Annotated in this window: 23 protein-coding genes and 1 tRNA gene; 10 read left to right on the top strand and 14 right to left on the bottom strand. The window is 68.6% G+C overall.

Features of this window, described 5'->3' with window-relative positions; all coding sequences use genetic code 11:
* Window positions 1-273 precede the first annotated feature (273 nt).
* Window positions 274-1,164, bottom strand: coding sequence for an endonuclease domain-containing protein (locus BKA15_RS09330; RefSeq protein ID WP_179750131.1), 891 nt, complete (start codon window positions 1,162-1,164; stop codon window positions 274-276).
* A gap of 132 nt (window positions 1,165-1,296) precedes the next feature.
* Here BKA15_RS09330 and BKA15_RS09325 point away from each other — a divergent pair, with 132 nt between their 5' ends.
* Window positions 1,297-2,085 (top strand): isocitrate lyase/PEP mutase family protein, encoded by a 789-nt coding sequence (locus BKA15_RS09325; RefSeq protein ID WP_179750130.1) that lies wholly within the window; start codon window positions 1,297-1,299, stop codon window positions 2,083-2,085.
* Window positions 2,086-2,115: 30 nt separating this feature from the next.
* On the opposite strand, the gene BKA15_RS09320 is transcribed toward BKA15_RS09325, so the two are convergent.
* Window positions 2,116-2,940, bottom strand: a complete 825-nt coding sequence (locus tag BKA15_RS09320; protein WP_179750128.1) for a Stf0 family sulfotransferase — start codon at window positions 2,938-2,940, stop codon at window positions 2,116-2,118.
* A gap of 67 nt (window positions 2,941-3,007) precedes the next feature.
* Between BKA15_RS09320 and rsmA the strand changes: the two genes are divergently transcribed.
* Window positions 3,008-3,868, top strand: coding sequence for a 16S rRNA (adenine(1518)-N(6)/adenine(1519)-N(6))-dimethyltransferase RsmA (rsmA, locus tag BKA15_RS09315; RefSeq protein ID WP_179750126.1), 861 nt, complete (start codon window positions 3,008-3,010; stop codon window positions 3,866-3,868).
* Window positions 3,869-3,916: 48 nt separating this feature from the next.
* Window positions 3,917-4,837 (top strand): 4-(cytidine 5'-diphospho)-2-C-methyl-D-erythritol kinase, encoded by a 921-nt coding sequence (locus tag BKA15_RS09310; RefSeq protein ID WP_179750124.1) that lies wholly within the window; start codon window positions 3,917-3,919, stop codon window positions 4,835-4,837.
* Here the strand turns inward: BKA15_RS09310 and BKA15_RS09305 are convergent, their stop codons facing one another.
* Window positions 4,838-5,755, bottom strand: coding sequence for a hypothetical protein (locus tag BKA15_RS09305; protein WP_179750122.1), 918 nt, complete (start codon window positions 5,753-5,755; stop codon window positions 4,838-4,840).
* A 99-nt stretch (window positions 5,756-5,854) separates the two neighbouring features.
* Between BKA15_RS09305 and BKA15_RS09300 the strand changes: the two genes are divergently transcribed.
* Together BKA15_RS09300 and BKA15_RS09295 are read left to right on the top strand one after the other, a co-directional pair.
* A complete protein-coding gene (locus BKA15_RS09300) occupies window positions 5,855-7,021 on the top strand; it encodes a low temperature requirement protein A (RefSeq protein ID WP_179750120.1) in 1,167 nt (388 codons plus the stop codon).
* A 71-nt stretch (window positions 7,022-7,092) separates the two neighbouring features.
* A complete protein-coding gene (locus tag BKA15_RS09295; RefSeq protein WP_179750118.1) occupies window positions 7,093-9,387 on the top strand; it encodes an NHL repeat-containing protein in 2,295 nt (764 codons plus the stop codon).
* A gap of 104 nt (window positions 9,388-9,491) precedes the next feature.
* On the opposite strand, the gene BKA15_RS09290 is transcribed toward BKA15_RS09295, so the two are convergent.
* Genes BKA15_RS09290 through BKA15_RS09280 form a run of 3 tightly spaced genes read right to left on the bottom strand, consistent with a single transcriptional unit; the run spans window position 9,492 to window position 11,864 of the window.
* On the bottom strand, window positions 9,492-10,016 hold the full coding sequence (locus tag BKA15_RS09290) for a MarR family winged helix-turn-helix transcriptional regulator (RefSeq protein WP_179750116.1): 525 nt from the start codon (window positions 10,014-10,016) through the stop codon (window positions 9,492-9,494).
* Window positions 10,017-10,032: 16 nt separating this feature from the next.
* Window positions 10,033-11,235, bottom strand: a complete 1,203-nt coding sequence (locus BKA15_RS09285) for an MFS transporter (protein WP_179750114.1) — start codon at window positions 11,233-11,235, stop codon at window positions 10,033-10,035.
* Window positions 11,232-11,864: a TetR/AcrR family transcriptional regulator gene (locus BKA15_RS09280; RefSeq protein WP_179750113.1), complete on the bottom strand. Its 633-nt coding sequence runs from the start codon at window positions 11,862-11,864 to the stop codon at window positions 11,232-11,234. The genes BKA15_RS09285 and BKA15_RS09280 overlap by 4 nt, the downstream gene beginning before the upstream one ends.
* A gap of 142 nt (window positions 11,865-12,006) precedes the next feature.
* On the opposite strand from BKA15_RS09280, the gene BKA15_RS09275 reads away from it, so the two are divergent.
* Window positions 12,007-12,088, top strand: a tRNA-Gln gene (locus BKA15_RS09275).
* Between the two features lie 182 nt (window positions 12,089-12,270).
* On the opposite strand, the gene BKA15_RS36795 is transcribed toward BKA15_RS09275, so the two are convergent.
* The 3 genes from BKA15_RS36795 to BKA15_RS36790 form a co-directional block, all read right to left on the bottom strand.
* On the bottom strand, window positions 12,271-13,395 hold the full coding sequence (locus tag BKA15_RS36795) for a nucleotide disphospho-sugar-binding domain-containing protein (RefSeq protein ID WP_179750111.1): 1,125 nt from the start codon (window positions 13,393-13,395) through the stop codon (window positions 12,271-12,273).
* Between the two features lie 398 nt (window positions 13,396-13,793).
* Window positions 13,794-15,575 carry an ABC transporter ATP-binding protein gene (locus BKA15_RS09265; RefSeq protein ID WP_179750109.1) on the bottom strand — a complete coding sequence of 594 codons (1,782 nt, stop codon included), beginning with the start codon at window positions 15,573-15,575 and terminating at the stop codon, window positions 13,794-13,796.
* Window positions 15,576-15,577: 2 nt separating this feature from the next.
* On the bottom strand, window positions 15,578-17,449 hold the full coding sequence (locus BKA15_RS36790) for an ABC transporter ATP-binding protein (protein ID WP_179750107.1): 1,872 nt from the start codon (window positions 17,447-17,449) through the stop codon (window positions 15,578-15,580).
* A 550-nt stretch (window positions 17,450-17,999) separates the two neighbouring features.
* On the opposite strand from BKA15_RS36790, the gene BKA15_RS09255 reads away from it, so the two are divergent.
* Window positions 18,000-18,821, top strand: a complete 822-nt coding sequence (locus tag BKA15_RS09255) for a hypothetical protein (protein WP_179750104.1) — start codon at window positions 18,000-18,002, stop codon at window positions 18,819-18,821.
* Window positions 18,822-19,107: 286 nt separating this feature from the next.
* Here the strand turns inward: BKA15_RS09255 and BKA15_RS09250 are convergent, their stop codons facing one another.
* The 3 genes from BKA15_RS09250 to BKA15_RS09240 all read right to left on the bottom strand — a co-directional run bounded on the left by BKA15_RS09250 (window position 19,108) and on the right by BKA15_RS09240 (window position 21,448).
* The gene (locus tag BKA15_RS09250; protein ID WP_179750103.1) at window positions 19,108-19,866 is read right to left on the bottom strand and encodes an amidohydrolase family protein; all 759 of its coding nucleotides are present in this window, start codon (window positions 19,864-19,866) and stop codon (window positions 19,108-19,110) included.
* Window positions 19,827-20,387: a hypothetical protein gene (locus tag BKA15_RS09245; RefSeq protein WP_179750101.1), complete on the bottom strand. Its 561-nt coding sequence runs from the start codon at window positions 20,385-20,387 to the stop codon at window positions 19,827-19,829. The genes BKA15_RS09250 and BKA15_RS09245 overlap by 40 nt, the downstream gene beginning before the upstream one ends.
* Before the next feature lie 77 nt (window positions 20,388-20,464).
* Window positions 20,465-21,448 carry a phosphotransferase family protein gene (locus BKA15_RS09240; protein WP_179750099.1) on the bottom strand — a complete coding sequence of 328 codons (984 nt, stop codon included), beginning with the start codon at window positions 21,446-21,448 and terminating at the stop codon, window positions 20,465-20,467.
* Window positions 21,449-21,506: 58 nt separating this feature from the next.
* Between BKA15_RS09240 and BKA15_RS09235 the strand changes: the two genes are divergently transcribed.
* Together BKA15_RS09235 and BKA15_RS09230 are read left to right on the top strand one after the other, a co-directional pair.
* The gene (locus BKA15_RS09235) at window positions 21,507-21,725 is read left to right on the top strand and encodes a BUD32 family EKC/KEOPS complex subunit (protein WP_179750097.1); all 219 of its coding nucleotides are present in this window, start codon (window positions 21,507-21,509) and stop codon (window positions 21,723-21,725) included.
* Window positions 21,726-21,745: 20 nt separating this feature from the next.
* Window positions 21,746-21,919 (top strand): hypothetical protein, encoded by a 174-nt coding sequence (locus BKA15_RS09230; protein ID WP_179750095.1) that lies wholly within the window; start codon window positions 21,746-21,748, stop codon window positions 21,917-21,919.
* Between the two features lie 27 nt (window positions 21,920-21,946).
* Here the strand turns inward: BKA15_RS09230 and BKA15_RS09225 are convergent, their stop codons facing one another.
* A complete protein-coding gene (locus tag BKA15_RS09225; protein WP_179750093.1) occupies window positions 21,947-22,561 on the bottom strand; it encodes a dihydrofolate reductase family protein in 615 nt (204 codons plus the stop codon).
* 90 nt (window positions 22,562-22,651) lie between these two features.
* The gene (locus BKA15_RS09220) at window positions 22,652-22,906 is read right to left on the bottom strand and encodes a VOC family protein (protein ID WP_179750091.1); all 255 of its coding nucleotides are present in this window, start codon (window positions 22,904-22,906) and stop codon (window positions 22,652-22,654) included.
* A gap of 236 nt (window positions 22,907-23,142) precedes the next feature.
* Here BKA15_RS09220 and BKA15_RS09215 point away from each other — a divergent pair, with 236 nt between their 5' ends.
* Window positions 23,143-23,415, top strand: a complete 273-nt coding sequence (locus BKA15_RS09215; protein WP_179750089.1) for an NIPSNAP family protein — start codon at window positions 23,143-23,145, stop codon at window positions 23,413-23,415.
* Window positions 23,416-23,531: the final 116 nt, after the last annotated feature.

Here is a 23,531-nt window from a genome sequence, read left to right as displayed (position 1 = left end):
GTCCCGCCCGGGCACGCCCGCCGGGACCGGTCGGCGTCCATGTTGGCCCGAGTCACTGGGCAGCCGCCTGACGAGGCGAGCGCAGGTCGGCGGCCGGCACTGGGGCCACGGTCAGCCGGTCGCCCTGGATCCGTGTGCTCCGCCGGCCGCCTGAACCCGTCCGAGGTCGGAGTGGCACAGAATTGCAGTTTCCTGCGTTCGCGAGGCCGGATTTCGGGGTTTGGGGGGCAGCAAACTGCAATTCTGTGCCACTCACGTCCTGCACTCCCAGGATCAGGCGGCGCGGCGGAGGCGGCTGTTGGCGAGGGCTTTGCGGATAGCGGCGAGGACCCAGTCCGGGTCTTCGGTGATCTGTGGCCAGGTGAAGTGGAGGACCGTCCAGCCGTCGGCGGCGAGATCGGTCCACTTGCGGCGGTCCCGGTGGAACTGTTCCCACCGTTCGGCCCGGTGGTACTCGTAGCCGTCCACCTCGATCGCGACTCTCGCCTCGCGGAAGACGAGATCGACGACATACCGGATCGAGCCGACCATGATCGCGCAGTTTCCAAGCCAGCCGTCGATCCGGGCCGCCTTCAGCAGGTCGTGCAGCTCGCGCTCGGAGGGTGCCCAGGGCCGGCGGCGGGACTTGGCCAGCCACCGCCGGCGCACCTGGTTGGCCCGTCGCCCGGGCGTCTCGTCGAGGGCGTCGTCCAGGTCTTCGATGGTGGCGAGCCCGGTGCGCAGGAGTCGCCCGATCGAGGCACCGTGGTCGAACGGGGCGAGGTCGAGGGCCGTCAGGGCGGGTGCGGTGACCTGAAGTCCACCGACGGTGCGCACGAGAGGCCGCGGAATTCTCTCGCGTACGAGCTCGAAGCCGGACGGCACGGACCGGCGGCCCGGCAGGGCACCGGTGATCATCGGCACGTCCAGTTCTGGCCAGTACGTCAGCCGAGCCGCAGCCCACCGAGTCAGCACGACGTCGTCGTCCCACAGGCCCAGCGCCCGGACCCGGACGCCGAGCCGGCCGGCGGCAGCCGTCGGAGCGAGCACCCCGGGCAGGATCGTGGTCAGCAATCCTTGTCCGAGCAGCCGATAAAGGCTGCGCCGATGCTCCGGATGACGGCGCACCACGATCACGCCGCCGCCGTCGGCGAGCAACGCATCGAGGGGGATCCGCACGGGCACCCGATGATCATGCGACGGCCGGCCCGATCCGGCCAGCGTTCCGGCCTCCGGCCTGTGGATAAGTGCGGCGCAGGTGCAACTGTGGATAAGTCGCGACGTCACACGAGCGGGCGCTGTCCCGTCAGTAGGGGCATGAACCTGAACGAGAAGTGTGAGTTGCTCCGATCGCTGCACGTACCCGGAAAACCGTTGGTCCTGCCGAACGCCTGGGATGTCGCTTCGGCCAAGGTCGTGGTCGAGGCGGGCTTCCCGGTGGTGGCCACGACCAGTGCCGGGGTCGCCGCCAGCCTCGGGTACGAAGATCACGAGGGCGCTCCGAGCGAGGAGATGCTGGCGGCGGCGGGCCGGATCAGCGCCGGCGTCGAGGTGCCGGTCACGGTGGACGCCGAGGCGGGGTACGGGCTCGACGCGACGGCCCTGGTCGCCGAGCTGAAGCGGATCGGTGTCGCCGGCTGCAACCTCGAGGACACCGATCACGCGACCGGGCAGCAGCGGGAGGCGGGTGAACAGGCGGCCTGGATCGCGGCCGTCCACGCCGCCGCCGAGGCCGAGGACTATCCGCTGGTGATCAACGCGCGGATCGACAATTACATCGGCGAGTTCGTGGCGCGGCTCAAGTCCGGCGACACCAGTCCGAGTTCGCAGGAGCACCACCTGCCCGATGCGACCGACCGGGCCCGCCGCTACCTCGATGCCGGCGCGACCTGCGTCTACCCGATCGCGCTGCACCAGCCGGACCAGATCGCGGCCCTGGTCAAGGAGACCGACGGCATGATCAACATCGCCCGGATGCCGCAGGCCGCCGGAGTGGCCGAGCTGGCCGACCTCGGCATCGCCAGGATCAGTTTCGGCGGCGGGCTGTTCATGGAGACGATGCGCGCCTTCGCCGAGAAGGTCGCCGCCGTGGCCCCGGCGAGCTGACCGAACCGACGAGCTGACCGAACCGACGGGCTAACCGAGGCGGGCGGTCGACTCCTGCCTGAACCGGTCGGCATAGCGTCGGCTCTGGTCGTCGGCCATCACGACGAACTCGCCCTGCGCGGCGAGCGCGGACAGGTTGGCCGGCGGGATCAGGCCGACGTGGTCGAAGACGGCCTTCAGTGCGTCGGTCGGATCGTCCTTGAAGTCCTCGTACACCAGGCGCAGCGGGGTCAGATCCTGTTGGGCGATGAAGCGCTCGATCTGGCCCTGCTTGCGCTGGATCAGGTCGACCTGCTTCTCGATCCCGGCGTAGTCGTACGGCGGCATCGGCGGCTTGCCGGCCAGCTTGCCGACGGTGTGCCAGACGCCGGTGGCCTTGGCCCGGAACAGCGAGACGGCCTGCGCCACGATGTCGCGCCGGTGCACGGTGATCCAGGACCACTGCACGGCGTTGTCGGGAAGCTCGCCAACCTGGGCCAGCGGCAGCAGCGCCTCGACGGTGCCCTTGAAGCCGAACACGCCCTCCGGCGACGCATAGGTCCGTACGGTCTCGGCCACGAAGTCGGCCATCGACGCCGACTTCCACTTCTTCGCCCCGGTCTTCTGCCGGTACGGGTTCAGATGCTCGCGGATCTCGCCGAAGGCACCGGAGCGGTTCAGCACGTCCACGAAGAACGTGGTGCCGGACCGGGAGGTGAAGAGCATCCCGACCTTGTGCCGGACCGGTGCGAAGATCGCGGCCGGATCGCCGCCGGTGCCGCGCAGCCGCGACGGCGACGATTCGAGCAACCGGCTCGCCTCGGCCGGGGTCAGCCCCAGTTGCAGGACGCGTTCGGTGAACGAGGTCCCGGACACGACGATTCCTTCCATTCGATGCCACGGACTTCCGCGGAACCCTACAAGATTCGCGCTATCCTCGCCCGTGGCCTCCGACCATGATCAACGCCTGCTCGACCCGACCGCCGTCCGCGGCCTGGTCGCCGAGTTGGGCCTGCGGCCGACCAAACAGCGCGGTCAGAACTTCGTCACCGACGCCAATACGGTACGGCGGATCGTCGCGCTCGCCGAGGTTGGCGAGGACGACGTGGTGGTCGAGATCGGGCCCGGGCTGGGGTCGCTGACCCTCGGGCTGCTGCACCGGGCCCGCCGGGTGATCGCGATCGAGATCGACGAACTGCTCGCCGGGGCGCTGCCGGCCACGGTCGAGCGGCTGGCGCCGAACCGGGCCGACGCGCTGACCGTGCTGACCGCCGACGCGCTGCGGGTGGACACGCTGCCCGAGCCGCCGACCAAGGTGGTCGCCAACCTGCCGTACAACGTGTCGGTGCCGGTGCTGCTGCATCTGCTGGCCACCTTCGACAGTTGGCGGTACGGCCTGGTCATGGTGCAGTCCGAGGTGGCCGACCGGCTGGTCGCGGGCCCCGGCAGCAAGACGTACGGCATCCCGTCGCTGAAGCTCGCCTGGTACGCCGCCGCGCGCCGGGTCGGCAGCGTCGCGCCGAGCGTGTTCTGGCCGGTGCCCAACGTCGATTCCGGCCTGGTCGCGCTGGACCGGCGGGACCCGGTGCCGACGACGGCGAGCCGGGAGCAGGTGTTCGCCGTGATCGACGCCGCGTTCGCGCAGCGGCGCAAGATGCTGCGGTCCGCGCTCTCGGGGATGGCCGGGTCGTCGGCCGCCGCGAGCGCCGTCCTGGAACAGGCGGGCGTCGACCCGCAGACCCGCGGCGAACAGCTCGGGATCGCCGACTTCGCGCGGATCGCCGAGGCCCTGGCCGGGCGGTAGCAGCGGGTCGAGCGTCGGGCCGATCCGGCCGGGCACTAGCCTCGCAGTGTGGTTGCCGCCCTGCCTCCGACCGGTGTTCGAGTCCGCGTACCGGCCAAGATCAATCTCGCGCTCAAGGTGGGGCCGCCCCGGGAGGACGGGTTCCATCCGCTGGCCACGGTCTTCCACGCCGTTTCCCTGTACGACGAGCTGATCGCCGAGCCCGCACCGGCCGGAGAGTTCACCGTCGAGGTGACCGGTGACGACGCCGAACTGGTCCCGACCGACGACACGAACCTGGCCGTCCGCGCGGCCCGTCGGCTGGCCGAGGCGTACGCGCCGGCGGAGGGCGCCCGGCTGTCGATCAAGAAGACGATCCCGGTCGCGGGCGGCCTGGCCGGCGGCTCGGCGAACGGCGCTGCGGCACTGGTGGCCTGTGCCGAGCTCTGGGCGCTCGACCTGGAGCAGGAGGAACTGCTGGCCCTGGCCGCGGAGCTCGGCAGCGACGTCCCGTTCGCCCTGGTCGGCGGCACCGCGATCGGCAGCGGCCGCGGCGAGCGCCTGGTGCCGGCCCTGGCCCGCGGCTGCTACCACTGGGTGCTCGCGTTCAGCGACGAGGGACTGTCCACGCCCAAGGTGTACGGCCGCTACGACGACCTCGGCGGGCTGACCGCGCCCCAGCCGACCGTCTCCGACGAGCTGATGAACGCGCTCCGGGCCGGCGATGCCGCCGCACTCGGCGCCGCCCTGGACAACGACCTGCAGCCGGCCGCGCTGACCCTGCGCCCCAGGCTGCGCCGGGTGATCGACACCGGTCTTGACCTCGGCGCGCTCGGCGCGGTGGTGTCCGGCTCCGGCCCGACGGTGGCGTTCCTGGCCGGCTCCGAGTCGGCCGCGATCGAGCTGTCCGTCGGGCTCAGTTCGGAGGGCATCTGCCGCACCGTCCGGCGCGCCGTCGGTCCCGTGCACGGCGCCCGCGTCGTCACCTGATCAGAACGAGGGCGGGCTGAAGTAGTTGCTCGAGGGGCCGTGCCAGGTGTTCTTCGAGGCCTGGTTGTGGATCTCCTCGAGTTCTTCCGGGGTGAACGGGTGCGGGTCGATCTTGACTCCGCTCACCCGCAGCCACTGTTGGTCCAGGAGTTGCTCCTCGGTCCACTCGACGAGACGCTGCCGGGTCGCGACCTCGAGGTCGACCACCAGGTAGGGATCTTCGGTACGGAGCCGGTCGATGGCGTCGTTGACCTGGGCGGGCGTGAGACCGGTGACCGGCTCGCCGAGCGACGGGTTCGGCGGCCGCTCGAGGAGTTGCAGGGCGATCACCAGCCGATGCCGCCGCGGGCCGGTGGACGTGTAGTTGGGGCCGACCTGGTACGACCAGACGGGCGCCTGGGCGACCTCGGCGATCGCACGTTCCCGGGCGGCCTTCTGTTCCCGCCACTGCCGGGCGTTCTCCTCGCGTTTCCGCTGCTGGTCGGCTTCGACCCGGTCGGTGAGGTCGGCGGCCTGGTCCCGGAAGGTCAGGTACGCCGCTCGCACCTCGGACTGGATCTGCTCGACGGCGGCGTCGACCTGGTGCCGCACCTTGTCCGTACGTCCACCGCGGAGTCGCCAGGCCAGCCACCTCGCCGCGGACGACGGCGGGATCAGCCGCGCCGTCGCTCGGAACCGCTCCGCATCGGCCTGATCGAGGACCCGGACGAGGTCGGCGCTGGCCCGGCGCCACCGGTCGACGTCGGCCTCGGACGCCTCCAGGGCGACGCTGCCGGGGCGGTGCTCGTCGTCGACCACGCAGTACAGCGTGCGGATGTCATCGACCTCGGTCCCGTCGAGCCGGAAGGCGTCGTGGGTGATCACGCGCTCCACTCGCGCGCACCGCACCCTGGTGTGGGCGCGGCCCGGTTCCGTCATCAGCTCAGGCTATCCAGTCGGGCCGGTGTCCGCGGCGTTACTGTCGTCGCCGCCCGATCTACGGAACGATGACCTGCTGTGGAGAACGTACGAGGAGCCATGCCGATCATCCGCGCCCTGCGCCCGCGTGACCCGGCCGACCCGCACCGCGCCGCTACGCCACTGGAACTGTTGACCGATCTCTGTTTCGTCGTGGCGGTCGCCCTGGCCGCGTCCGAGTTGCACCACCACATCTCCGACCATCACGAACTGCAGGGCCTGGTCGGCTTCATGATGGCGTTCTTCGCGATCTTCCTGACCTGGTTGAACTTCACCTGGTTCGCGTCCGCGTACGACAACGACGACGTGATCTATCGGCTGCTGACGATCCTGCAGATCCTCGGCTCGCTGGTGCTCGCGGCCGGCATCCCCGGTCTGTTCGAGGGGAACCTGCTGCTCGGTGTCGTCGGCTACGTGATCATGCGCATCGCCCTGGTGGCGCAATGGTTGCGCGCCGCGTATCACGATCCGGAACGACGACAGACCTGCCTCCGCTACGCGGCCGGCATCCTGATCGTGCAGATCTGCTGGATCGCCTGGCTGCCGATCACCGCGGCCGCGCCCTTCCTGACCCTGCCGCTGTTCGTGCTGCTCGGGATCATGGAGCTTGCCGTGCCGCTGTTCGCCGAACGGACCGGCGGGACCACCTGGCACCCGCACCACATCGCCGAGCGGTACGGCCTGTTCTTCATCATCGTGCTCGGCGAGACCGTGCTGTCGACGACGCTGGCGATCCAGGGCGCCCTCAAGGATGATCAACTCTGGACCTCGTCGGTACTGATCGTGGTGGGCTCCGGGATCTTGATCGTTTTCAGCGCTTGGTGGCTCTACTTCTCCCGGTCGGCCGGCGATGTCCTGTCCACGGTGGACCGGGCGCACCAGGCCGCGGCGTTCCTGTGGGGTTGGGGCCACTATTTCATCCTGGGCGCCGCGGCCGCGGTCGGTGCCGGGCTGGCGGCCCGGGTGGACTATTGGTCCGGGTCCGAGCACCACGGCAGCGCGCTGGTCACCGGGCTGGCCGTGACCGTGCCGGTGGCGGTGTTGTTGATCATGCTCTGGGTGCTCCATCTGCGCCACCACGACGGCTCGCCGCGGACCTGGGCGCCGTTCCTCGGGGCGGTGGTGTTGATCTTGGCCTCGACCGCGACGCCGGTGCCGGAATTGATCACCGGTCTGGTGCTGGCCGCGCTGGTCGCGGTCGAGATCCGGGTCGCGCGCCTCGTCTAGGGTCTATCCCGCGCCGGAATTATCGCTTACGCTAACCCCAATTTCTGGCGTACCGGAAGTGGGGGAGTTCCATGCGCGCTCTCGGCCGTACCGCAGCAGCTCTGCTCGTTCTTGCCCTCGGACTGGCGATCGCCGGCCCGACCGCCGCTCAGGGCGAACCATCGACCAAGCTGCAGATCCCGCCACCGCCGGCCGGCGAACTGCGTGACCTGGGCCCGACGATCAGTTCGCTGACCGTGGTCGAGGGCGCGTACGGGAAGCTGCCGGACGGGACGTTCGTCGCGTACGCGCCGGTGATGGGGGAGAACGCCGAGCTCAACGTGACCACCTCGGTCGCCGGCACCAACACCTTGCTCGGCAAGTATCCGATGCCGGGCGCGTCCGGCGGGCCGACGATTGCGGTTGCGCCGAGTGGGGTCGTCTACGTCGGGACCTATTACCAGGGTCATCTCTACGCCTGGGATCCGGCGACGAAGGAGATGGCCGATCTCGGTCAGCCGGTCGCCGGCGAGACGTACCTGTTCGGGCTGTCCATCGCCCCGGATGGCACCGTCTACGGCGGGACGTACCCGAATGCGCACGTGTGGTCCTACCACCCGGACCGCGGCTTCACCGACTTCGGCAAGCCGGTCGCCAACGACGAGATCAAGTACGTCAAGTCGACCGTCTACGACCCGGACCAGAACGCGCTGTTCGTCGGCACCCAGCCGATCCCGAAGCTGTTCAAGCTCGACCTGGCCAGCAAGACGTTCACCGAGACCGAGGTCGCGGCCCCGTTCCCGGGCGCCTCGGTGATCGATCTCGACTACGCCGAGGACCGGGTGATCGCCAACGTCAACAACACGCTGCGCGTCTTCGATTCCGTGGCGAACAAGGAGGTTCCGGTCACCGACGCCGCCACCGGTCAGCCGGTGGTCGGGCTGCCGATGGTGGCCCGCGGCGTCTCCGAGCCGCGTGATCACAAGGTCTACTTCAGCCGGCTGGTCAGCTCCGTGTCGCACCTCGCGTACTACGACCTGACCACCGACACCGTCACCACGACCGCCAAGCCGTCCACCCGCGGTGCCTTGATCGGCTACGGCTGGACGACCGAAGGTGATCATGAAGTGCTGTATGCGCTGGCCGGCAACTACTCCGGCGGCGGGTTCCGCTACGACCCGGCGACCGGGGCGACGGCCAGCCTCCAGTACCCGTTCGCGCCGGCGCCGGCGGGACTGCAGCACCTGCTCCCGACCAGGGACGGTGGGGAGATCTTCTTCGACGCGTTCCTCAACGGCAGCACCTCCAGGCTGGACGTCGAGTCCGGCGTGATCACTCCGGTGACCCGGCTCGGCCAGGTGGAGGACTGGACGCTGGGGCCGGAGGAGGAGACGACGATCTACGCCGGTACGTATCCGAACGGCAGCCTGCTCGCGTACCGCCCCGATCGGCCGGCCGGCGCCGACAACCCGAAGGTCTTCGCCAACCTCAAGGAGCACGCCCAGATCCGGCCGATCGACGTCCAGGTGCACGACGGCACTCTCTACGCCGCGACGGCGCCCGACTACGGCCTGCGCGGCGGCGCCATCGCGACCGTGGACCTCGAGTCCGGCGAGGTGAAGGTCACCCGGAACGTCGTCCAAGATCACACGATGGCCGCGCTCGCCTTCCTGGGTGGCCAGGTCTTCGCCGGCAGCAGCACCGAGGGCGGCACCGGCACCGACCCGATCGCCGGCACCGCCAAGCTCGTCGAATGGGACCCGGCAACCCGTGCGGTCGTCCGGTCGGCCGAACCGGTCGCGGGCGCCCGCAGCATCAACGCCCTGACCGTCCACAACGGCCGCCTGTACGGGCTCGCCGACGCCACCGTCTTCGAGTTCGATCCCGTTGCCTGGAAGATGATCCGGGCGGTTCCGCTGGACGCGGTCGGCGCCGTGCGGGCTGCCTCCCGCGGCGAGTTGATCTTCCACCCCAACGGCTACCTGTACGCCAGTGTCGGCGAGTCCACCTTCGCGCTCGACCCGTTCACGCTGAAGGGCGAACGGCAAACCGAGAAGACGTACCGGCTGGAACTGTCGGCCGACCGGGACCTGCTGATGCTGGTCTGGCCGGAGGGCTTCCAGAACCCGATCCACTACGGCCGCTTCACTCCGGCCGAGACACCGTGCGCCACCCCGGACACCCGTGATCTGGTGACCGTACGAGGCGTCGTGACTCCGGTCCGGAACCGCTTCGTGATCACCGGCTGCACGCTGCAGGAAATCGTGGACAAGTTGATCAAGGCCCGCAGTAGCGGCTCGGCCGTGGCCCGCGAACTCGACCGCTACGTCGCCAACCGCACCATCACCGAACGGGAGCGCGGCGAGCTGATCCGCGCCCTCGGCTGATCAGGACCCGTCGGTTTTTCACGTAACGTGAAAAACTGGCGCTCTACCACAGTTACTTCTCGGGTAAAGCGGCAAGAAATGTGGTGAGGTGGGACGGCGGTTACTCAGGGGGCGCGGTACGGGAGCAGCAGTGAGCGCAAGGAGCGCGCGAGTTGATCATGCTCGTCGGCCGGCAGCCCGGCCAGGATCTCCCGCTCGGCGGCCAGTAGATCGGCCAGGGCGGCGTCGACAGCGGCCCGGCCGGCCTCGGTCAGCGTGACCAGGACGCCGCGCCGGTCGCCCGGATGGCTCTCCCGGCCGACCAGCCCGCGGCCGACCAACCGGTCCACCCGGTTCGTCATGGTGCCCGAGGTGACCATGGTCTCCCGGAGCAGCTGCCCGGGCGACAGCCGGTACGGGGAACCCGCTCGCCGCAGCGCCGCGAGGACGTCGAACTCCCAGGACTCCAGCCCGTGGGCGGCGAACGCGGAACGGCGGAGGCGGTCCAGGTGCCGGGCCAGCCGGGTCACCCGGGACAGGACCTCCATCGGGGCGGTGTCCAGGTCGGGCCGCTCCCGCTGCCAAGCCTGGACGACCAGGTCGACCTCGTCCCGCGGTTCGCCCGCGTCAGCCGGAAGAGGTTGCGCCATGGCTGAAGTGTAGATGTCAAGACTCTTGACGCGGATTGATGCCGTCGTCGTTCTTCGGCAGGACGACGGCGAGCGCGATGATCACCAGGCAGAGCACGCCCGGCAGGATCATGGCGTGCTGGATGCCGAGCTGGCGGACCAGGAAGCCGGTGACGGCGGGACCCATCAGGAACGTCGCGTAGCCGAACGTCACCACGAGCGCGAGCACCCGGCCGCCGCCCAGGTGCCCGGCGACCGCGTACACCTGCGGGGCGATCATGCCCACGCCGAACCCGACCAGAGCCCAGCCGAGCACCAGCAGCGGCAACGGGGTCGCGGTGATCGTGATCAGGTAGCCGGCCGCGGCGCAGATGCCGCCGAACCGGACTACCGTGCGGCGGCCGAACCGGACCACCAGCCGGTCGCCGAGCAGCCGGATCACGGTCATGAACGCGCTCACCGCGATCAGCCCGATCGCGCCGACCGCCGGATCGACCCGGGCCACGTCGGTGACATGGATCGACGCCCAGTCCACGGCGGTGCCCTCCGCGAGCCCGTACCCGATCGCCATCAGGCCGAGCAGCCAGGCGATCGCGGGAATTTTGGACCGCACCCCGTCGACCGTGTGATGAACCGGGTTCGCCCGGGGCGTGAGCCGGACCAGCGGCAGCAGCGAGGCCAGCGCGATCACCGCCATCGTGATCATCAACGGCAGGACGACGGCGCCGCCGCCGAGCCCGAACACGCCGGAGATCACCAAGATCAATCCGGCTCCGACGAAGTTGCCGATCGAGAAGAAGGCGTGGAACCGGCTCATGATCGGCCGGCGCCGGGCCCGTTCGACCTGGACCCCGGCCGCGTTCATCGCGACGTCCATCGCGCCGTTGCCGAGCCCGATCATGATCGCGCCCGCGGCCGCGAGCCCGTACACCGGCGCAAAACCGATCACCAGGCAGCCGACGATGATCACCGGCAGGCCGAGCAGGGCCACCGGCCGGGCTCCGAGCCGGTCGGCCAGCCGCCCGCCGATCTGCATGGTCAGGATCGCGGCAAGGCCGGCCAGGAAGAGCAGGATCGCGATGGCGGTCGAGTCCAGGCCGAGCTTGGCGCGCAGGGCCGGCAGGGAACCGCCGTAACCGCCGAGCAGCATGCCGTTGACCGCGAACAACCCACCGACCGCGACCGCGGCGGCCGTCGTGTCCAGCCGGGCACCGGGTGCGTCGTCGACAACCCGGGTCATCGACGGCTCGCCAGGGTGGGCCGGGGCTCCAGCCCGCGCAGGCCGTTCCAGGCCAGGTTGACCAGGTGCGCCGCCACTTCGGGCTTGCGGCCCCAGCGACTGTTGTCCAACCACCACTGACCGGTCATGGCCACCATCCCCACGAGTGCTTGTGCGTACGGTTGCGCGGTCCTCGGGTCGAGGTCGCGCCGTTGGAACTCGGTCCGGAGCACCCGCTCCACCCGGCTCGCCACGTCGCCGAGCAGCGTCGCGTACTCGCCGGCCGCGGAACCGCGGGCCAGGATCCGGAACCCCTCGGTGTGCCCCTCGACGTACTCGAGGAACGCCAGCGTCGCCCGCTCCAACACTTCGCGCGACCGGCCCTCCGTCGCCAGCGCCGCGCCGATCCCGTCCAGCAGCGTGGTCACCTCGCGGTCCACGACGACCGCGTAGAGGGCGTCCTTGCCGCCGAAGTGCTCGTAGACGACCGGCTTGCTGACCTCCGCCACCGCCGCGATCTCCTCGACCGAGGTGCCGTCGATGCCCTTGTCGGCGAACAGTCCGCGGGCCACCGCGATCAGCTGCTCACGGCGCTCGGCGCCGGTCATCCGGACCCGGCGTGCCCGGCGCGGCGCAGATCGGGACGGCATTGTCCTAGTCTCCCCAACCGCAAGCCGATGGAGAAATCCATTCCACGCCTCGTCGGGCCTGGTCCCCGGTGTCATCCGGGAACCGGGATGCGCGACGACCGTGACGATGCGTACTCTTGTCCCTGGCCGAGCGCTCGGCCGTTCCCCGGTTGGTCTGCCGGCAGGGCCCGCCTGACTTTGAATCAGGATCAGCGACGAAGGTTCGACTCCTTCCCGGGGAGCCAGAAAATCCAGTTGACCAGGTGGAACGTGCACCCTGGCAGATTGACAGCGGCTTCGACCTTCGGTGTGGCACACGGGGATGGCACACAATGGCCCCGAAATGGTCCCGAGTGTCCGGCAGCAGCCCGGGCAAAGTCAGCTCAAGGGATTAGCGCACGCCACGGTGTGCACCCCCTGGCAAAGTTCAGGCGAGGCCGGCGATTTTCGGCACGAGGTCCGCGGGCGTCGGCAGCGTCGCGATCTCGTCGGCCACCTCGGAGGCGGCCCGGCCCAGCCCCGGGTCGGTGAGCAGGCGGTCGATCAACTCCGCGTCCACCTGATCCGGCTCCGAACGCAGACCGAGCCCGCGCCGCACCACGGCGTCCGCGTTCACGTACTGGTCGGCGCCGTGCGGCAGCACGAGCTGCGTGACTCCGGCGTCGATCGCGGTCAGCGTCGAGCCGGCCCCGCCGTGGTGCACCAGCGCCGCGCAGGTCGGCAGCAGCGCGGACAGCGGCACCCACCCGGCCGCCCGCACGTTGTCCGGCAGTTCTCCCAGTGGCGACGGGTCCGCGTCGCCGAGGGCGAGTACGAACTCGGCGTCCAGATGCCGTGCCACGTCGACGAGTTTGGTCAACGACGTGAGCGCGCCGACCTGGGTCAGCACCGAGCCGAGTGTCACCGCGACGCGCGGGCGTGCGGGCCGTTCGAGCACCCACTCGGGCAGCACGCCGCCTCCGTTGTACGGCACGTACCGCATCGGCCAGCCGCGCACCGGCCGGTCGACCATGCTCGGCGGCGCCACGTCGATCGACTCGCGCACCTCGGGAAACCCTTGCACGCCATGCCGTTCGCGTTCCTCGACCATCTTCTTGAAGATCGCCTCGGTCATCGGCGCCTCGTCGGCGAACCCGAAGCCGTGCGACACGGCCGGCACGCCGAGCTTCGCGGCGACCAGCGGCCCGGTGCCCTCCATCGACGAGTACACGACCACGTCCGGCCGCCACGATTCGGCCGCCGACACGGTCAGGTCCACCGACACGCCGGACAACTTGGCGAAGATCGCGCCGACGAACTCCAACCCCTTCTCGGTGTCGACGTCCGTGCTGTAGTCGAACTCCTCGGGTTGCTCGCTGGCCGCCTGCTGGAACACCGCGCCGATGTCGACACCCGGCGCGGTGTCCACGACATGCAGGCCGGCGTTCGCGGCCTCCTTGCCGCCCGCGGTCGCCATCAGCACCTCGTGGCCGGCGGCACGCAGCGCGTGTGCTAGGGAGATCGTCGGGAACACATGGCCAAGACCGGGGGAGGTCGCGAAAAGTGCGCGCACGATTGCCATGTAACACGCGATCGGCGATCTTGTCGAACGTGAATGCCCCGGGCAGCAGCTCCAGAAAACGAAACGGCCCGAGGTCATCGACCTCGGGCTGTTCGTCGCCGCGCGCACTTCGGGGTTAGCTGGCGTCCGCGAACAGCGCGCGCATCCGTTCCTCGGCTCCTCTCACGTACTCGTCTCCCGTCGGGAGGTAGTGCTGTAGATGTGTGGCCAGCGAGTGGCCTAGGACGGACGCCCCTTCGATTGGCTTGAAGTTCGCCTCATGCAGCGCTCGAGCCCGATGACCGATGATCAACTCGCCACGGTGCTCGACCTCACCCAGCGAACCCTCACGATTCTTCGTGATGAAGCGGAAACGGCTTGCCAGGTAGACCGGTCGGCACCGCTCCCCGTCAGCTGTAGCCACGAGCTTGCAGGCCGTAGAGCTCGGCGTATGCGCCTTGCCGGCGGAGCAGGTATGTGTGTGTACCGCTCTCGGCGATCTGCCCGTTGCTGAGCACGACGACGGTGTCGGCGGCCGCCACGGTGGAGAAGCGGTGGGTGACCAGCAAAGTGATCCCGCCCCGGCGGCCCGTCTCTCGGGTGGCGGCCGCGTAGCGTTCGAACAGAGCGTTCTCGGTGGCGGCGTCGAGGGCCGAGGTGGGCTCGTCCAGTGCGAGCAAGAGCGGGCGCCGCCGCATCATTCCGCGCGCGATGGCCAGACGCTGCCACTGTCCGCCGGAAAGTCCGATGCCCTTCGGCCAGCGGGTGCCGAGCTGGGTGGCGAGTCCGTTCGGCAGAGCTTTCAGTACGTTCTCGCCCGCGCCGTCGTACAAGGCCCGCTTGATCGCGTCCGTGTCTTCCATGCGGTCGAGTGCTCCGAGCCCCACGGTCTCGGCGGCGGTGAACTCGAAGTTGGCATGATCTTGGAACGCCCCGGTGCAGCGTTGCCGCCAGGCCGTGACGTCAAGGTCGGCCAGGTCGATACCGTCGATCAGGATGCGTCCCGAGGTCGGGGCGTACATTCCGGTGAGGAGCTTGACGAGGGTGGACTTTCCGGCACCGTTCTCACCCACCAGCGCGACGACCTGCCCAGGCGCCAGGTCGAGCGTGAGATCGGTGATCGCGTTCCTGGTTGCACCGGCGTAGCGAAAGCTGACGTTCTCGAACCGGATCCCGATCTGCAGCTTCGGAGGTGGTTTCCGGTCGCCGGTGAACCGGTCGTGCACCGTGCGGGCGTAGTCCTGCAGCCAGACGAACCGGGTCGCGCTGCGGATGGACTGCGCCGCCCACTTCGTGGTTCCGACGATGTTGCTGGTCATCACTTGCAGGGTGCCGAGCGCGGTGATCGCGATCGTGATCGCCTGCACGTCGACCCGGCCCGCGAAGGTGTCGATGATCATCCAACCGAGAACCGCCGCCGCAGCTCCGTAGTAGACGAGGCCGTTGATCAGATCCACCAGCATGTACCGGCCGGCCTTGCGGATCGTCGGCAACTGCCATTGCCGCGTCGACCGACGGATGATGCGCCGAAGTTCCGGTGCGAGTCCGAAGACGCGGATCTCAGCACCGGCGTCGACTCGATGGCAGAGGTCGACCAACTCGTTCGCGCGGCGGTTGTGCGGGCTCCCTTCGTCCTCCACTTCCTGGTCCCAGCGGACGGTCATTCTGGTGAGCAGGATGCGTGGAAGGCCGAGCAGGACGAGGATGATCAACCGCCAGTCGGCTGTGATGGCCACGATCAAGGATGTGGCCGACCACACGACCGTGTTGATCAGGCCGAGGATCGAGTTCAGGGCTCCGGCGAGGCTGCCGGCGTAGTCCCGAAACATCTGGAGCTTGTCAAGCAGGGCGGGCGATTCCTGATGGTCGAGGGTCTCGATCGAGCCCATGATCTTGGCGATCCGGTGTTGGAAGACGAACCCGATGGTGTCCATCTGCCGCAGCCGGGCGCTGGTGCCGATGATTTCGAAGATCATCCGGACCGCGGTCGTGCAGATCAGCCCGACCACGGCGGCGAGCAACATGGCCGCGTCCTGTCGAACCGCACCGCTGGCGAAGAGCCCGTAGAACAGCGGGTTGAGCGCGCTCAAGGCCCGGCTGGCCGTTTCGGCCAGGCACAGCAGGCTCTGCAGAGGACTGGCACGAACTGTCGTGGCGAACACCAGCCACAGGGCACGCAGCGTCGTCTTCATGATCAGTCCGAGCCCTCATCCGGGTCGCCGGCCTGCGCGAACCGCCGGGCCTGAAGGCGGAACATCGTCGCGTACGCTCCCCCTTGGGCCAGGAGTTCGTCATGGGTCCCGTCCTCGGTGACCTTGCCGGTATCACCGTCGAGGACGACGATCCGGTCCGCTCGACGTACTGTCGCCAGCCGGTGACTGACCAGCACCGTTGTGACCCCCTTCGTGACGGACAGGAACCTCTCGAACAGTTCTGCCTCGGCACGGACGTCGAGAGCTGCGGTCGGCTCATCCAGCACCAGGATCTGGGCGCCGGCCCCGACCGCGGCCAGGGCGCGGGCCAGCGCGATCCGTTGCCATTGCCCGCCGGACAGCTCGGTGCCGTCTTCGTATTCAGAAGAAAGTACGGAGTCCCAAGCGTGGTCGAGGCTGGCGAGGACGTCCCTGCCGGCCGCATCGGTCATGGCCCGCTCCAGCAACTCGGTGTCAGAACGCCGTTCCAACGCACCGAATCCCACGTTGTCGCGCAGTGACAGCGGGTAATGGATGAAGTCCTGGAAGATCACGGCAACCGCGCGGTCCAGTGCGGGATCGGCGAAGGCGTCCCGCCCACCGACGGTGACGGACCCGGAGTCGGCCTGGTAGAGACCGGCCAGCAACTTGATCATCGTCGACTTCCCGGCCCCGTTGACGCCGACTATGGCGATCGACTGGCCGGCCGGAACGTGCAGGGTCAGTCCGCTGAGCGTTGGGACCGTGCGAGTGGGGTACGTGAAGGTGACGCCCTCGAACTTGATGCCGGCGTCCGGTACCGGGGTACCGCGGATCGGCTCGCCCTCGGCTGGCGTCAGCGAAGGCAGGTCGAGCCGACCTCGCAGCGTACGAAGATCATTGAGCAGTCGGCCGACCTGAACCAGGCCTGCCTGTTGGTCGCCCTGCATCCCGAACGCGTTCAGGGCAAGCAGGGCGAGCACGTACGTGATCACCGCCGACGAGTTGACCATCCCCCGATAGGCATCCCAGCCCAACAGCGACAGGGTTCCACCGAGAACGACGAGGAGCGCCAACCCGCCGAGGAACGTCGGGGCAAGCTTGCGGTTCAGTTGATGCCAGAACTGCGCGGCCGCGACGTGCCACAGCACGCGATACCGCTCGGCCAGCCAGTCGACGAGTCCGAAGATCCGTACCTCCTTGGCCGCCCCGGACGAGGCCATGACCTTGGCCACGTAGTCGGCGCGCTGGCGTTCGATGGGCGGGGTGCTGCCCCACATCCCATCCAGAACGCTGTCCAGCCAGGTGGAGAACAGGCGCGAGGAGAGCAGGAAGGCGGCAGCGACAACGAGCGGCGCCCACCAGCGCCAGCCGACGAGCACCAGGACAGCGCCGAGTCCCACCAAGCGGGTCTGCAGCAGCTGCCAGATGCCAGTCATCCCGAAGCGGAACAGCCACTGCCGGCTGGTCTTGATCAAGTTCTCCAACTCGCCGGCCGTTGCCCCGTCCAGGACAGCCAGGCTCCTGGAGTGCATGCCGGTCTCGGCGAGCAGGTCGTTGATCATGACACGATACGGCGACCAGATGCGAGGGTTCGCCATCGCCAGGACAGCCTGCTGCAGCTGCCCGAGAACGGCCGCCAGCACGAACGCCGCGAACCACCACCACGCTCGCTGGCTGTCGGCTCGATGGGCGAGCACCTCGTACAGCGCACCGATCAGCTGGCCCGTGGCCACCATCGACAGTACGAGCGCTCCCGCCCCGACCAGGGTGCCCAGGAGACTGACCGTGCTCCATCCCGGAGCGACCGCCCACATCATCCGCGCGTGGTCCCGGTACCGGGCCAGCAGCCCGTCCACCTTGCCAAGCAGCGTCTGCACACCAACGTCCGCCACCCCACCAGCAAACCCTGATCCGCCCACGACCCGCCACTGGTTTCCGCAGGCAGTGCTGACCGGTGCGGTCCGCGCGCAAGCTCGGCATCACCGCGGAAGTGGCGGAGTTGGCGGAACTGGCGGAAGTGCGGAGTTGGCGGGAGGTGGCTGGAGCATATGGGGGATCGCCTGCCCATATGCTCCAGCCGTCCCGCACGGTGACACACAGGCGACACACCAGCGCAGGCGATTTCGGTGCTACTCAATGGCACTCGTTCACGCTCACGCGAGGGTGAGAGAGCGAGCCTTTGAACCAGGATTAGCGACGAAGGTTCGACTCTTCCCGGGGAGCAAGGAGTTCCAGTTGACCAGGTCCAGTGGCCGATCGCCGAGACCCTTCCAAGCCCAGCGTAGCGTCGCCGCCGCGCCCTCCGTGAACAACCGATCCGAGTCGTCGGCCCGCATTCGGATGGCCTGCCGCTAGGCCGGCTGGAACTCCCGGTCCAGCAACTCCTCGCCAGCCCGCCTAACCGTGGGTCACCGGTGTGTAACGGTTGCGTACATCCCTGGCGTGAAACGGCTTCCGGGGCGCACGATCAAGATCTCATCGTGGGGAGTGGCGCAGGGCAAGTCTTCGCGGCTTTATGCACTGCGGGTTCCTGAATCAGCCGGTGCCGCATCTTTCCTCACTATCTGGGCGTCGGTCAAAGTGGCGTCAGAGGGGCGGAAACCCATGGCGAAACAGCGTGGCCTGCGAGGGTGTGCGTTGGCTGGAGTGGTCGTGTTGCTCATTGCTGGATCCGTTGCGCCAACAGCAGCAGATCCGGAACCTGAGCCGACACCAAGCGACGGGCTCGTGGTGCAGGAGTACAAGGAGGGTGAGCCTGGGCCGAGCACGGTCGCACTTGCGCAGCAGAAGGGCATTCCGATTGAGGAGGCCGTGAAGCGATACGAATGGCAGACGCCGTTCTCGCAGGCAGTGAGTGCCGTCGAGGAGGCGATGCCCGATGCGTACGCTTCCTCCGAGATCACAGGCCACTTCACCGCGTCGGTGAAGTTCGCGGGCGACGTTCCGGCCGGCGCGGCCGAGTACTTCAAGGCCATCCCGGAGCATGTTGACGTTGAACTGATCGGCGGCGCAGCACGTGCGCTTGTGCCGCTGCGCGCCGAGATGGAGGCACTTTTCCACAAGGTCAACAAAGATCCAGGCGTCGAGCAGGCGCTCGGTTGGGTCGATACGGACATTGGCGTGATCAGGATCAAGGTGAAACTGCGGGTGAGCACCAAGAGTGCGCAGTCGGACCTGCGGGCGAAGGTAGCCGCGTACAAAGCAGATGGGTCCAGAACTCCTGTGGATCTGACCTTCACCGACAAGTCATTGGGCAGGACTTAAGCATCAGCGCGGGGCGGTTTCCAGATTGGCTAGGTGCCGTCGGGCAAAGGGCCTACCGTCGGGAAGCCGCACCGACGGCGTCGGGCTACCTCAACGGCGGCGGCGCCAAGCTTGGATGCCAGGACGGGAACACGCCGTTCGACCTGCCGCGGGATGAACTCGACCTCTTCTCGAAGATGAGGCCGTCGTGATTGCCACTGCCACCGCTGAGCAATCTCCCAAGTAGCCTAGGCGGGCCTGAGATCTGGTCCCGTCGCGGACGGTAGCGCCGATCGGCCGACTGCAGTCAGCGGTCGGGCCCCGGGCTGCCGGGTGTGGTTTGGACCCTGGCGACGGGTTTGCGCTCGACGAAGTGGCCGTTGCGCCAGATCGCGGCGATGTCGTACGAGCCGATGGCCTTGTCGATCGACGTGACGTTCATCAAGATCAGATCCGCGCGCTTGCCGGGAATGATCCGGCCGCGATCGGTGAGCCCGAGCAGGTCCGCACCGCGCGAGGTGGCCGCGGAAAGCAAGTCCACGTCGGACAATCCGGCCTGCTTCAGCAGTGCGATCTCGTGCAGCATGGTGACGCCGGCGATGGTCCCGGGATTGAGCATGTCGGTTCCGGCCAGGATCGGCACGCCAGCCTTGTGCAGGGCGGCCACGCCGGCTACTGCTTCGTCGCACCAGGTCGGCCAGAGTAGGTCCCAGCTGGTCCGCTGAGCAGCCGACTGCTGATCCTGATCAAGGTACGGCGCGACCTGGGGATGATCGAGGAACGTGCGGCTGTCATGTTTGCCGCTGGCTGCCGAGTAGATCGTAAGAGTCGGCACTACCGGGATCGATCGCTCAGCCAGCTGCGCTACCACGCGGTCGTTGATCGGCGCATCGCGCGGTGCATGGACGAGAGCGTCGATGCCGGCGTCGACGGCGATCGTCGCATCGTCCCAGGTGCCGACATGCGCCACGGCCAGGCGATCCCTGCGGTGTGCTGCGTCCACGACGGCGTTGACCTGTCGCGGCGTCAGCGTCTCGATCGTCCCCTCATACTCGTCGATGACCAACTTGATGAAGTCCGAACCTCCTCGAGTCGCTCGCCGATGAAGGCGTCGACGTCGGCGCCAGGCTTGAGAACGGGAGGATTGCCGCCCCATTGCGTGCCGTGTCCGCCGGGCACGGTGATCATGTTTCCAGCCGACCACACATCGGCCGCGTCGGCCCGCGCCGGATCTTTCCGCGCCGCTACCTCATCCGGCGACGGCACGCCGGCCATCTCCAGCAGCGTCGTCGCCCCGAACCGCAGTGACGCGTTCGCAAAGAACGTCGCCGCGTGGGCGTGCGCGTCGATGAGACCGGGCAACAGCAGCCGGCCCTGGCCGTCCCGCTTCGGAAGTTCGTCCGGCACGCTCAGCCCTGCGCCAACCCCGGCGATCAAGCCGTCGCGCACCAGCACGGTATCGGCGTCGCTGAGTTGCTCCCCGTCAAAGACGGCAACGTTGGTCAGCGCGAACGACGCCCCGTCGGTGCGGTAGTCGACGTCCTCGGCGTCAGGTGAACAACCGGTCACAGCGGAACCGGAGGCCACGGCGACTGCCGTTCCGAGGAGGCGACGACGGCTGATCGGAGGCCCGCACATGGCGGAAGGCTAACAACGCCCGCCGACTACCGCTCCGGTCCGCGCAGCAGTCGGTCCCGGCCGGCTTCGACGCCGGGGCGAAATCCCGTGACGTGGTAGTGGCGCAGGTACCAGAGCCCGTGCAGGAGCCAGAGCGCTCGGTAGGTGCGGTCGTTCGGGGGTTCGAACACCGAGGGGTCGCCGTAGCCGGCCTGGATCCACTCGACCGGGAAGCGTCGCCCTTCTCGGAAGTCCCACAGGGCGAAGTCGTTCGCCGCGGGTTCGGCGGCGACCACACCGAAGTCGATGATCCCCGACAGGTTCCCCTCGTGCACCAGGACGTGTACGGCCAGGAGATCGTTGTGGCTCAGCGTCAGCCGAGGCGGGGCGGCCCGAAGCGAGTCGGCGATATCCCGGAGCCAGCCTCGAACCGTCGCCGCATCGAAACCGACGGAACGGCCGGCGTCCTCGAACGCAGGGGCCTCCGTGGCCACGTGGGCCAGCCACTCCTCCAAGGTCTCGAACCTGCCGACGCCAGCGCCGTCGAGGGTCCCGAGGCCTCGTGCCGGGATGGCGTGGAACTGCCTCAGCCAGGCTCCGACCTCTTCGAGCACACGCCGAACGTCGACCTCCTCGGGACCAAGATCAGCGAGTCGCTCACCCGGCAGCTTCTCCATGATCATGACGGACCGGAGCTCGCTGCCGACCTCGACGCGACGAAGATCATGGACCCGCGGCGCTCGAATACCCCGCGCCGCGCACTCGCCGAGGACCCACGCCTCCCGGTCGTGCGCCTCGGACCCGCTGTGCGAGATGCGTACGATCACGGACGGGCCCTGCTCCACGGTGACGTCGTAGACCTCGTTCACCTCGCCGTCGACGATGCGGCGGCACTCCACGACCGGTGCCTTCGTCACCTCGGCGACCACCGCCGCCACAACGTCCGGCGGCGTCGCCCAGGCACGGTGGAGTGCGGCGAGATGTCGGCTGCGGTCGACGCCGGATGGTGCCCCGAGTTCGCGCTCCGCCATCCCCCGACCCTAACGTTCAGGAGAGGATGGTCGGATGCGGCAGGGAGCAGTGGGACAGGTGCAGCTGATCGACCACCAGGGACGACGTGTGGTCGAGAAGCGGATGGCAGACCCCGATCGCCATGGCACGGAGGTTGTGGCGCTGCGCGCCCTGGCCGACGCGGACCTGCCGGTGCCGGAACTGGTCGAGGTCAAGCCGGGGTCGATTCTGATGACGTACCTGCCGGGAGAGCGTCTCGACAGCACCACGGCCGACGAACGTGGGGTGCGGGCCTGAAAGTCCCGCGAAGCTTCGACATGATCATCGACGGCTACGGTGCCGACCGGGCCAGCGTGCTGGCCTGGTCAACGATTCATGCCGCCGAACTCTGGCTGTGGTTCGCCGAGGCCGGGCCGCCCGAGTACCTCGATCAACTGACCGACGATCTGACGAACCGGCCTGAGACGGCAGCCCTGAGGATCGACTTTTAGTGCGGGCCGGCAGTTCGCGGCTCCGAGTCACAACGACGCAGGGGCGGCGAGCGGCGGGTGCTCGAGCACGGTGGGCTTGTATTCGACCACCTGGATGCGGCCGTCGAAGGTGCGGTGGTCGATCATCTCGAGAGCGACGTCCGGGTAGCCGTCGTAGATGCGTTCCTCACCCGTGGCGCCGGTGATCACCGGGAAGATCCCGACCCGGAAGCGGTCGACGAGGCCGGCTCGGAGCAGGGAGCGGGCCAGGCTGAGGCTGCCGAGCGTGCTGAGCAGGCCGGAGCCGTTCGCCTTCATGGCGCGGACCGCCTCGACGGCGTCGTCGCGGACGAGCGTGGAATTGGCCCAGGTCAGCGGCTCCTCGAGGGAGGAGGAGAACACCACCTTGGACGCTTGGGTGAGTTCGTCGACGGTCGCCTCTTCCTCGGGCCGGAACTCGTCCACGCCCTCCGGGAGGACCTCGCCGACGGCGAAGCCGTACATGAGGCGGTACGTATTCGCTCCCATCAGGTACGTCGGCTGGGGTTGCTCGCCGAGCCAGGCGAGGTATTCCGGGCCCTCGAGGCCCCAGAACCCGGGCCAGCCCTCACCCGACGCGTAGCCGTCGAGGGAGGTGATGAAATCGACCAGAAGCTCCGACATGGGCGGTGTCCTTTCCTCGGTGTCATGAGCTTGGACCGGCCGGGAGTCGCAAACTCATCGGCCGCGCCGCGGGTCACGGCCAAGTGTCGGTCAGGAAGCCGTGACGAACTTCAACAGGTAGCCGTCGGGATCTCTGAAATAGCCGAAGTGGCCACCCCACTCGGCTGCGGCCGCGGGCTTCACCAGGGTCGCGCCGGTCGCCTCGGCGGTGCGCATGGCCTCGTCGACGGCGTCTCGCGAATCGGTCGGGAAGTGCAGGGAGATCCCGCGAAAGCCGGTGCCCTCCGGCGCGACGCCGGCGGCTTCCCCGCGGTGGAGCGGGCGCAGGATGTCAGGGTCAGACATCACGATGTTCCTCGTCGCGAATCCGCTGGAGCGAGTCGCAGAATCAGGGCGGCATCGAGCAAGCGGTGGGCGTCGTGCGCGGCCAGCTGGTCGTGCAGAACTTCGCCGGAGAGGCCCTCGGCGGTAGCCAATACCATGCCGACGGATCTGGGTCAGCTGGTGAAGGCCTTGACTTCAACCTACCTTGAGGTCTCAGGCTGGATGCCACCATCGTCGATGCGGACAGGGGCGGTCTCATGATCGTTACCGTGGCCAAGGTCACCGATCTCGATCGGTTCTTGGAGGTCTTCGCCACGACCGGCGTGGAGAAACGGCGGGAGCACGGTTGCCGCCGTGCGTGGGCCTACGTGGACCCCGACGATCCGCAGCGCGTGTGGTCGATCTTCGATTGGGACGAGGAGGACTACCAAGGGTTCCTGGCCGACCCGGAGATCCCGGCGATCGCCCAGAGCCTGCGGCTCCAAGGCCCGCCCGTGCTGGCCACCCCGGCAGCCGAACACGACGCCTGACCCGGTCCGGAAACAGGGGCGCCGCGCAGCGCAGGGCGCAGATCTCGCCGGTCCCGTCGAGCCGCAGCCAGAAGGTACGGTCCCGGGTCCGCACTCAGGCCGCTGTCAGTGCCGCG

It is taken from the genome of Microlunatus parietis, from assembly GCF_013407955.1.
In the GTDB taxonomy this organism is placed as follows: Bacteria; Actinomycetota; Actinomycetes; order Propionibacteriales; family Propionibacteriaceae; genus Microlunatus; species Microlunatus parietis.
Note: the sequence above shows the minus strand (reverse complement) of the source record. Positions and strands in the feature narration are given on the sequence as shown.